We start from the raw sequence: 10,319 nt of genomic DNA, 5'->3' as shown, positions 1-10,319 counted from the left end.
TGGTATATTATAAAAAAAGAAAACCTATCGTAATACTCGGAAAAGATCAGAGTGGGAGAGGTTGCAGTGAAACTGTCAACGAAAGGGCGTTATGGTGTTGCCGCCATGTATGATTTGGCTTTGCATTATGGACAAGGCGCTATTTCACTCAAAAGCGTAGCTCAGCGCCAGGGAATATCAGAACACTATCTAGAACAGTTAATGGGTACATTAAGAAAGGCTGGTTATGTAAAAAGCGTGCGAGGAGCTCAGGGCGGCTATTCATTAACGAAAGAGCCGGCGCAAATCACGGTTGGTGATATTATCCGGATTATGGAAGGCCCGATTGCCCCGGTTGATTGTTTGCTCTCTGACGATGGAAGCAGAACTTTCTGTTCACGGGTTAATATATGTGTGACCCGCGGTGTTTGGGCTAAGGTAAGAGACAGCATTACTTCTGTGCTGGATTCAATTACTCTTGCTGATTTATGTAATGAAGAAAAGGGACAAGGAGATGAGTAGTATGAAACGTATTTATTTTGATCACTCGGCTACTACCCCGGTTGACCGGGAAGTTGCTGACCTAATGCTGGAATATATGACCGAGAAATACGGCAACCCTTCCAGTGTCCATTCTTTTGGCCGGGAAACCCGCAAAGCGGTTGAAGAAGCCCGGGAAAAGGTGGCTGCTTTGATTAACGCTGCTCCTAATGAAATATTCTTTACCAGCGGGGGCACCGAGGGTGACAATCTGGCGATTAAAGGTGTAGCTTACGCTAATCGCAAAAAAGGCAATCATATTATAACTACTGCAATTGAGCACCATGCAGTTCTACATACTTGTGAATATCTTGAGAAACAGGGCTTTACTGTCACTTATCTTCCAGTTGATGAGCATGCCATGATACGTATGGATGACCTGAAAAATGCTATTACCGATAAGACGATACTTATTAGCATCATGTTCGCCAATAATGAAGTCGGAACAATTCAACCTGTTAAAGAGATTGGACAGCTAGCTAAAGAAAAAGGTATTTATTTCCATACAGATGCTGTCCAGGCTGTTGGTAACTGTCCAATAGATGTTAAAGAGCTTAATATAGATTTACTCACTATGTCCGGTCATAAATTTCATGCCAGCAAGGGGGTTGGCGCACTATATATCCGCCGTGGCGTGAAGGTTGAGGAAATTCAGCATGGCGGCGGGCATGAGCGGAACATTCGTGCCGGCACAGAAAATGTTCCGGGAATTGTTGGTCTGGGTAAGGCTGCCGAGGTGGCAATGCGGGATATGGATAAAAAAGTTGCTCATATTAAAGTACTACGTGACAAAATTATTGCCGGCATTATTGAAAAGGTTCCACATATCAAACTTAATGGTCATCCGGAAATAAGAATGCCCGGAAATGTTAACTTTAGCTTCTTATTTATAGAAGGCGAGTCTCTCCTTTTAAATTTGGACTTAAAGGGAATTGCTGCTTCTAGTGGGTCGGCCTGCACCTCAGGCTCACTTGATCCCTCTCATGTATTATTATCGATGGGATTAACCCATGAAGTATCACATGGGTCGTTACGGGTTTCCCTGGGCCGGGGCAATACTGAAGAAGAGGTCAATTATTTCCTTGAGGTAGTTCCAGAAATCGTTGAACGGCTCCGCAGCATGTCGCCACTGTATGGCAGTGCAGCTGATTTTAAACCGTCTAATCCTTGCTCTAGTTGTCATCATCATCACTAATTAGCAGAGAGGAGCGAATACTATGTACACAGATAAAGTTATGGATCATTTTACTAATCCCCGTAATGTCGGTGAAATAAAAGATGCTGCTGGTGTTGGCGAAGTAGGAAATGCCAAATGTGGCGATATAATGCGGATATACCTGCAGGTAGAAAATGATATAATTACCGACGTAAAATTTAAAACCTTCGGCTGTGGCGCAGCGATTGCTACTAGCAGCATGGTAACTGAAATGGTAAAAGGGAAAACACTTGACGAGGCTTTAGAGATCTCCAATCAAGCAGTTGCCGAAGCCTTAGGAGGTCTGCCACCCGCTAAGATGCACTGTTCTAACCTGGCGGCTGATGCGCTGCATGAGGCTATAAAAGATTACATTGCTAAAAAAGGAAAGTGATTATTAAATGGCTGCCAAACCCAGAGTGGTTGTAGCCATGAGTGGAGGGGTGGACAGTTCTTTAACTGCCGCCCTTCTTGTTCATCAAGGTTACGACGTTATAGGCGCGACAATGCAAATATGGGAAAAAGAAACAGAGCAGCATGACGAAAACCCGGACAGCCGGGGCTGTTGTTCGATATCAGCTGTTGACGACGCGCGGCGGGTCGCCAACAAATTAGGTATTCCGTATTATGTTCTTAACTTTCGGGATATGTTTCAGGAGACAGTAATTGACTATTTTATGGCCGAGTATTCTGCCGGCCGGACCCCCAATCCCTGTATTGCTTGCAATCGATATCTTAAGTTTGAAGGATTTCTAACCAAGGCTCTGGCACTCGGCGCTCAGTATGTCGCTACAGGTCACTACGCGCAGATTATGTATGACAACGACCGTCAGCGCTACATTTTACGCAAGGGAACAGATTCCACCAAAGATCAGTCGTATGCATTATATCATCTTAATCAGCAGACACTACAACACTTTTTGATGCCATTAGGCAGTTTTGCAAAAACTGATACAAGAAAAATGGCAAAAGAACTCGGCTTATCGGTTGCCGATAAACCTGACAGCCAGGAGATATGTTTTGTGCCAAATGATGATTATAAAACTTTTCTGAAAGACCGCATCCCGGATTCATTGAAACCGGGAATTATTGTCGATACGGCAGGCAATACTCTAGGCAAACACCAGGGGGTGCAGCTTTATACCGTTGGTCAGCGCAAAGGCCTGGGGATCGCGGTCGGTAAACCATTGTATGTTGTGGCGCTTGATGCTGAACGCAACCAGGTAATTGTCGGTTCAGACGAGGATGTTTTTGCTGCAGAGCTTATTGCCGGTGATCTTAACTTTATCACGATTGATAAACTGGATGAGCCTCTTGCTGTAGAGGCTAAAATTCGTTACAGTGCGCCTGCGGCTCCGGCAACTGTAATACCGCTCGGCAACGGGCAGGTTAATGTGAAATTTGCATTGCCACAGCGAGCAATTACGCCTGGACAATCAGTGGTTTTTTATCACGGCGATATTGTTGTCGGTGGTGGGATTATTATAAAGGTAATTAAATAAGTAATGGATAAATTTTTATAAGACATGACAATGATATAAACAACCTCGATTCTGGTCATACTAATACTACAATCTGTTGTGGAGGCTATATGCAAAAATTACGTGAACTTTTTGGCCTACCGGTACTGATTACCGGGACTGGTGCACAGATTGGCGAGGTACAAGAGGTCATTGTTAACTTGGAACAGGCTGCCGTCCGGGGGATTGTCCTTGCCGGTGCTAATTGGTTCGCTAACGACCAAGGTATTGTGTTTGAAGATTTATTCAGCGTAGGCAGAGACGCCATAATGGTTCGGGCTAATTATGCCGTGCAGGAGTTAACACCGGCCATAATGCCAGGTACCGTAAAATATGTGCGAGATTTGCTGGACAAGCAGGTTTATACTGATGCCGGATTAAGTTTAGGTATATTGGTTGACGCTCTTTACGATAGTACTACCGGTGAGATAAAGGCGTATGAGATTTCAGACGGCCTAATCACTGATTTGCTCTATGGTCGCAGAATTATGCCGTTGCCGCAAGCACAAGTTATTGGTCAGGATAAATTAATCGTTCCAGATACTATGACCAATCTTCTTATACCTGAATCTAAAGAGGTGTGAGGTGTGGTTTTATGACAACTTGTCCTGTGTGCGGGCAGCGGGGAATCGGTAAGGTGGGTGCCGACCAGTACTATTGTTGGGATTGTTGCGTAGAGTTTACAGTGCGGGATCAAGATGTGAGAGTCTTCAATGTTGAGTCTGACGGCACGTTAACACTCTATGATGATCTGATACAAGGTACTGTAAATTTAGAGGTACAAAAGGGGTGATATGATGCGCAGTAAGTTTTGGCAAGGGTTGATTTGGGGTGGACTTGTAGGAACAGCACTCGGCGCCATCATAGGTCCCATGGCTAAACCACAGAAAAAACCGCTGTTTGAATGTAGTACTGACACGGTTGCCGATACAACCCGTGATTTGATGCGGGGAGCACGCCGGGCGCGCAAGCGGTTGATGAAAAAGCTGGATTAATATCCGGTAATAGGGAGGCCAGAATGGTCTCCTTTTTTTATTGACGAGGAGGAAGATATGCAACTTACTAAAAAGCATGTCCGTCTTGCTATTATTATTTTATTTTTATTAGGAACTGTATATTTTCTTTGGCTTGTCCGCAGCGGTTTATACCCATTTATTATTGCATTAATACTGGCTTATTTACTTAATCCGGCCGTATGTTATCTTGAAAAGAAAGGGCTATCCCGGGGATTAGCCATTACATTGTTATATGTTGTTTTATTTACTGTTGTTATTCTTGGTGGTGGACGTCTGATACCTGTTTTTGTCAGAGATCTGGAAAGTTTTGCAGGAGAACTGCCGCATATATTAAATAAGGTCGAAGAGTTATTTTATCTTATTCAGAATCATTATCATAACTCCGTATTACCATACTCAATGCGGCTTGCTATTGATGATGCGGTATTATCGCTACTGCAGGCAGGGCAATCCTTTGCTCGTGACTTAACTGACGGCATCATGGGCTTAGTTGCACATTTTATTGGACTTGCAATTACTCCAATTTTAGCGTTTTATTTTTTGCACGACTGGCGGGAAATAAAAGAAGGTTTTATGTTGTTGATTCCATGCCGCTGGCGGCACGAATATACTTTGGCATTAAAAGATGTTGATAAAGTACTAAGCGGAGTAATCAGAGGGCAAATAACAGTAGCTATCATTGTCGGTATATTAGTAAGCTCAGGTTTATATTTTTTTAAGGTACCATTCGCTTTACTTATTGGTATTGCCGCTGGTTTGTTGGATATTATTCCGTATTTTGGCGCATTTATCGGCGCAACCCCGGCCATAACACTGGCACTGCTGGAATCGCCGGTATTGGCAGTGAAGGTAGGCTTCTTGTTTTTTGCCATACATCAGCTGGAAGGAAGTATAATCGGTCCTAAAATTCTTGGCGAAAGTGTAGGGTTACATCCAATTACGGTAATTTTTTGCCTTTTTGCCGGTGGTGAATTATTTGGAATTATTGGTATGCTATTGGGTGTGCCAGTGGCCGCAGTAGGGAAAGTACTGATTAAACATGGAATTAGACTGTTAATATAGTTTTCGGAAACCACACCAAATATTGACACTAAATCTTAAATTGTAGTATAATGCCAGAATAATGGACTAAATATAGCATATTGGAGCTGATTAAGTTGAAACAATTAACCGGAAACGAATTGCGCAAACTGTTTCTGGATTTTTTTGCTAGCAAAGACCATTTGGTTCAATCTAGCGCTTCACTCATCCCCGAGAATGATCCGACCCTGCTGCTTATTGGTGCCGGAATGGCTCCTTTTAAACCCTTTTTTACTGGAAAAATGAAACCACCGCACCCGCGGATTGCTACAAGTCAAAAATGCGTCCGAACTGGCGACATCGAAAATGTTGGTCGGACTGCACGCCATCATACTTTTTTTGAGATGCTGGGTAACTTCTCTTTTGGAGACTATTTTAAAAAAGAAGCAATTGCCTGGGCGTGGGAATTTTTGACTGTCTACCTGGAAATGCCTAAAGATAAACTGTGGATTACTATTCATACCGGTGATGATGAAGCGTTTGACATCTGGCATAATGATATTAAAATACCGGCTGACCGTATTATCCGAATGGAAGAGAACTTTTGGGAGATCGGTCCCGGCCCGTGCGGCCCGTGCTCAGAAATTCATATTGACTTAGGCGAGGATCGGGGCTGTGGTAAGCCTGATTGTGCTGTAGGCTGCAACTGTGACCGGTATTTGGAGATTTGGAATCTAGTTTTTACTCAGTTTGACCGGGATGAAGCCGGTAATTACACCCCTCTTGCCAAGAAAAACATCGATACCGGAGCCGGCTTAGAACGTATAGCGTCTGTTTTGCAAAATAAACGCTCTAACTTTGAAACCGATTTACTATACCCGATTATTGAATATACTGCGAATGTCGCCGGTGTTACATATGGGCAGTCAGCCAAAAATGATATATCGCTAAAGGTAATTGCCGATCATGGCCGCAGCATGACTGTTATGATTGGAGATGGCGTATTACCATCAAATGAAGGGCGCGGCTATGTGCTAAGAAGGATTTTGCGGCGGGCTGTTCGCCATGGTCGTCTCATGGGGGTTGATAAACCCTTCCTTACCGACATTGTTGATGTTGTTGCCCAAATTTTCGCACAGGCTTATCCGAATATAAATGATAAAAAGGATTACATTAAGAGAGTGATCCAATTGGAAGAAGAACGCTTCCATAATACTCTGGCTCAGGGGATTGAACTGCTAAACAAACAAGTTCAAGAGCTTACTCAAGCCGGGCAGACCGTGCTTGACGGAGCAACTGCGTTTAAACTCTATGATACATATGGGTTTCCCTGGGAGCTTACTGAAGAGATTTTGAATGAACATAACATGGCGCTTGATAAAAAGAGCTTTGATCAGGCTATGGCCGAGCAGCGCGAACGGGCCCGTTCTTCACGCCAAGATAACGGTGAAAAGGTTATTATGCCTGATTTATCAGGGTTGGTGACCGAATCGCTGAGCTACAGCCCTAATGCCGAACAGGCCAAATTGGTTCTGTTATTAAAAGACGGTAACGTTGTTGAAGAAGCCTTTGACGGGGATGAAGTGGCAGTTATTCTGGATGTTAGTCCGTTTTATGCCGAGGGCGGCGGACAGGCAGGAGATACTGGTATACTTGTCAGCTCTCTTGGAAAAATGGAAGTTACATCAACCCGCAAACTGCCTGATGGGACTATTTATCATATTGGTCAAATCAGCGAAGGGTTATTTAAAACAGGCGAGTCTTTAAAATTAATGGTTGACTATGCCAGACGCCGCCATATAGCCCGCAACCATACGGCAACTCATTTGCTGCAGGCTGCTTTAAAGCAGGTTTTAGGCGGACATGTCAATCAGGCCGGTTCTGCCGTTGACAGCAGTAGATTGCGGTTTGATTTTACCCATTTTGCGCCTGTTACCGAGCAAGAGTTGGTTGAGGTTGAGAGAATTGTTAATAATGTCATATTGGACAATACCTGTGTGGGGATTATCGAAACAACCCAGGACATAGCCAAAGGAATGGGGGCGATGGCCCTCTTTGGTGAAAAGTATGGTGAGCAGGTACGGGTAGTTGTAGTAGATAATTTTAGCAAAGAACTGTGCGGTGGCACTCATGTTGGCTCAACTGCCGAAATCGGTCTTTTTAAGATTGTCAGTGAGGCCGGTATTGGGGCAGGTCTGCGACGGATTGAGGCTGTTACAGGTTATGGCGCCCAGGAATACCTAAAGGCACAGGACGAGCTTATTAAAGATGCTGCACTAGCACTTAAAACCCGCCCTGAGGAGATTGTAGCCCGTATTGATGTACTCCACGCCCGTGTCCGGGACTTAGAGCGAGAATTAGGCACACTTAACACCAAACTGGCAAAAAACGAAGTGCAGGATCTCCTGGCTGGCGTCAAAGAGCTTAATGGAGTTAAGATAGTGATTGGTCAGGTAGCCGCAGCAGATATGGAAAATCTGCGGGCAACCGGGGATATGGTACGTGAGCGTTTACATTCTGGTATTGTGGTGCTGGGTGCTGTTAATGGGGACAAAGTGAACTTTATTGCAATGGCTACGCCTGATTGTGTTGCTAAAGGTGCACATGCCGGTCAGATTATTAAAGAAACTGCCAAAATTGCAGGTGGCGGTGGCGGCGGGCGGCCAGATATGGCTCAAGCTGGCGGTAAGCAACCCGAAAAAATCAACTCTGCATTACAAGCTGCTGCAGAGATAATTAAATTGCAAATCAAGTAATTGTTTTTGCAGGCAGGCGTCAGTCTGCCTGCAAAAAAATAAATATATTAACAGGAAAAATCTAGTCCAAGTAGAATATATATGGTAATACTTTGTAGATAATATAAGGAAGGGGGGGGCTTCATGACCAACGTATCTCAGGAAACGATGATGTTTAAAGTCAACAATGACGACACCAACGCTGCTGAAGTAATCCTGACTACTGTTTACCAATCCTTAAGGGAAAAGGGCTATAATCCCATAAATCAGTTGGTCGGGTACCTTTTATCCGGTGATCCGACATATATAACCAGCCATAATAATGCCCGTAGTTTAATCCGCAAGTTGGAAAGAGATGAAATTATTGAAGAGTTAGTGCGAGCCTACCTGAAAGATAAGTAAATGGAGTATCGTGTACTTGGCCAGACAGGTCTTACTGTTTCCAGACTATGTTTTGGCGGACTTACTATTGGCCCCTTGCAGTCAAACCGGCCATTGGCCGAAGGTGTTGCCGTTATTCGGTCGGCATTTGACTCAGGGGTCAATTTTATTGATACCGCAGAATTATATGGTACTTATCCTTATATTCGGGAGGCAATAGCCAGTGCCAAACAAGATACTATTATTGCTTCCAAATCTTATGCCTACACCTATGCAGACATGCGTTCAAGTGTTGAAACCGCCTGCCGGGAGATAAACCGCGACTATATTGATCTCTTTATGCTCCATGAACAAACCTCACGGATGACATTGAAAGGACATGCTGATGCCCTGTCTTACTTATGTGATGCTAAACGGCAGGGGCTAATCAGGGCAATAGGGGTGTCAACACATACCATCGATGTTGTACGGGCGGCGGCGTTAATTGAAGAAGTAGATGTAATTCATCCCATAATCAATATAAAGGGTATAGGGATTACTGACGGTACTACCGAAGAAATGCTCTCCGCTATACAATTTGCGGCTGATTGCGGAAAAGGCATATATGCAATGAAGGCATTGGGCGGCGGTCATTTAAATAATATAGCAGGACAAGCCTTCTCCTGGGTGCTGTCCCAGCCTGGCATTACATCAATTGCTGTTGGCATGCAGACAATTGATGAGGTAATTCTCAATTGCAGGGTATTCTCAGGACAAATTCCGGATAATGAGCTTTGGGATAAAGTGGCCAAAACACCCAGGCGGCTATTAGTTGAAGATTGGTGCGTTGGCTGCGGCCAGTGCGCGCAGCGATGTCCTATGAAGGCAATCACCATAACAAATAACAAGGCAACTGTAGCGCCCAAAGAGTGTATATTATGCGGCTACTGTGGCGCGTATTGCCCGGAATTTTGCTTAAAAATAGTTTGATTTAATAAATTTTAATAATCTGGAGGAACTATGCGCATACTAGCACTTGATGTCGGGGATAAAACCATTGGGGTGGCAGTTTGCGACGAACTTAAGTTGACAGCTCAGGGAGTTGAAGTAGTTAGGCGAACATCGGCTGCTAGGGATTTCGCCAGACTCAACGAACTTATCACCCAGTATGAGGTCGGGCTGGTCGTTATTGGTTTGCCAAAAAACATGAATGGCACTATCGGACCAAGAGGCGAACTTGTAAAAGACTTTGCTAATGATTTGGTCCAAGCTGTACCAAATGTTGAGATTAAATTTTGGGATGAACGCCTGTCTACCGTAGCCGCTCAAAAAGCACTGATTGCAGCTGATGTTAGCAGGGCTAAACGTCGGCAGGTTATCGATAAAATGGCTGCTGTTTTCATCCTGCAAGGATATCTTGACAGTTTATCCCGGGGGTAACTACCCTTTACAGCGGTTTCCTTGACAGGATATGTTTTCTAGGATACAATGGATATTGCGTATGAGTAAAAAGAGGTGAAGAAAAATGGCAGATAACGAACAAGATGATATTATGGAGTTTGACGATGAGCCGGTAGTAGTCATGACTGATGAAGAAGGCAACGAATACTATTATCGCGAAGATATGATTGTTCCTGTTGGCGATAAGCGTTTTGCCATACTGGTCCCAATTGACGTCGATGAAGAAGGCTGTGAATGCAGCGATGACAGCTGTGGTTGTGGCTGTGGTGAAGAAGCTGATGTTTTTATCGCCCGCATTGACGTTGACGAAAATGGTGAAGAGATCTACCTGGATCCAACAGATGAAGAGTTTGAGCAGGTTCGTAAAGCATACGAAGAAATGGTCTTTGAAGAAGAAGAAGAAGAAGAAGAGAAATAAAAGAGAAGCCGAGACGGCTTCTTTTTTTGACGTTATTTGTCTATATAGGCATTATAGATTATAATATATAATACC

General features: G+C 44.0%; 13 protein-coding genes. All 13 read left to right on the top strand.

Annotated features, from left to right (window positions below; all coding sequences use genetic code 11):
- The first annotated feature begins 66 nt into the window (after positions 1 to 66).
- A complete protein-coding gene (locus VN379_RS10065; protein WP_325533371.1) occupies positions 67 to 501 on the top strand; it encodes an Rrf2 family transcriptional regulator in 435 nt (144 codons plus the stop codon).
- A gap of 1 nt (position 502) precedes the next feature.
- Complete coding sequence (nifS, locus tag VN379_RS10060) at positions 503 to 1,714, top strand: cysteine desulfurase NifS (RefSeq protein ID WP_325533368.1); 1,212 nt, start codon at positions 503 to 505, stop codon at positions 1,712 to 1,714.
- Positions 1,715 to 1,736: 22 nt separating this feature from the next.
- Entirely contained in the window at positions 1,737 to 2,108 is a 372-nt protein-coding gene (nifU, locus tag VN379_RS10055; protein WP_084575171.1) for a Fe-S cluster assembly scaffold protein NifU, read from the top strand.
- A 7-nt stretch (positions 2,109 to 2,115) separates the two neighbouring features.
- Positions 2,116 to 3,216 (top strand): tRNA 2-thiouridine(34) synthase MnmA, encoded by a 1,101-nt coding sequence (gene mnmA / locus VN379_RS10050; RefSeq protein ID WP_325533366.1) that lies wholly within the window; start codon positions 2,116 to 2,118, stop codon positions 3,214 to 3,216.
- An 89-nt stretch (positions 3,217 to 3,305) separates the two neighbouring features.
- Entirely contained in the window at positions 3,306 to 3,818 is a 513-nt protein-coding gene (locus tag VN379_RS10045) for a PRC-barrel domain-containing protein (RefSeq protein WP_325533364.1), read from the top strand.
- A gap of 11 nt (positions 3,819 to 3,829) precedes the next feature.
- A complete protein-coding gene (locus tag VN379_RS10040) occupies positions 3,830 to 4,027 on the top strand; it encodes a hypothetical protein (protein WP_325533362.1) in 198 nt (65 codons plus the stop codon).
- Position 4,028: 1 nt separating this feature from the next.
- On the top strand, positions 4,029 to 4,229 hold the full coding sequence (locus tag VN379_RS10035) for a hypothetical protein (RefSeq protein WP_325533360.1): 201 nt from the start codon (positions 4,029 to 4,031) through the stop codon (positions 4,227 to 4,229).
- Positions 4,230 to 4,286: 57 nt separating this feature from the next.
- Positions 4,287 to 5,312: an AI-2E family transporter gene (locus VN379_RS10030; protein WP_325533358.1), complete on the top strand. Its 1,026-nt coding sequence runs from the start codon at positions 4,287 to 4,289 to the stop codon at positions 5,310 to 5,312.
- A 95-nt stretch (positions 5,313 to 5,407) separates the two neighbouring features.
- A complete protein-coding gene (alaS, locus tag VN379_RS10025; protein ID WP_325533356.1) occupies positions 5,408 to 8,026 on the top strand; it encodes an alanine--tRNA ligase in 2,619 nt (872 codons plus the stop codon).
- Between the two features lie 123 nt (positions 8,027 to 8,149).
- Positions 8,150 to 8,407: an IreB family regulatory phosphoprotein gene (locus tag VN379_RS10020; protein WP_325533354.1), complete on the top strand. Its 258-nt coding sequence runs from the start codon at positions 8,150 to 8,152 to the stop codon at positions 8,405 to 8,407.
- Positions 8,408 to 9,355, top strand: coding sequence for an aldo/keto reductase (locus VN379_RS10015; RefSeq protein ID WP_325533352.1), 948 nt, complete (start codon positions 8,408 to 8,410; stop codon positions 9,353 to 9,355).
- Positions 9,356 to 9,385: 30 nt separating this feature from the next.
- On the top strand, positions 9,386 to 9,805 hold the full coding sequence (ruvX, locus tag VN379_RS10010; protein ID WP_325533350.1) for a Holliday junction resolvase RuvX: 420 nt from the start codon (positions 9,386 to 9,388) through the stop codon (positions 9,803 to 9,805).
- An 85-nt stretch (positions 9,806 to 9,890) separates the two neighbouring features.
- A complete protein-coding gene (locus VN379_RS10005; RefSeq protein ID WP_325533348.1) occupies positions 9,891 to 10,244 on the top strand; it encodes a DUF1292 domain-containing protein in 354 nt (117 codons plus the stop codon).
- The last annotated feature ends 75 nt before the right edge of the window (positions 10,245 to 10,319 follow it).

It is taken from the genome of Sporomusa sp., from assembly GCF_035561255.1.
In the GTDB taxonomy this organism is placed as follows: Bacteria; Bacillota; Negativicutes; order Sporomusales; family Sporomusaceae; genus Sporomusa.
Note: the sequence above shows the minus strand (reverse complement) of the source record. Positions and strands in the feature narration are given on the sequence as shown.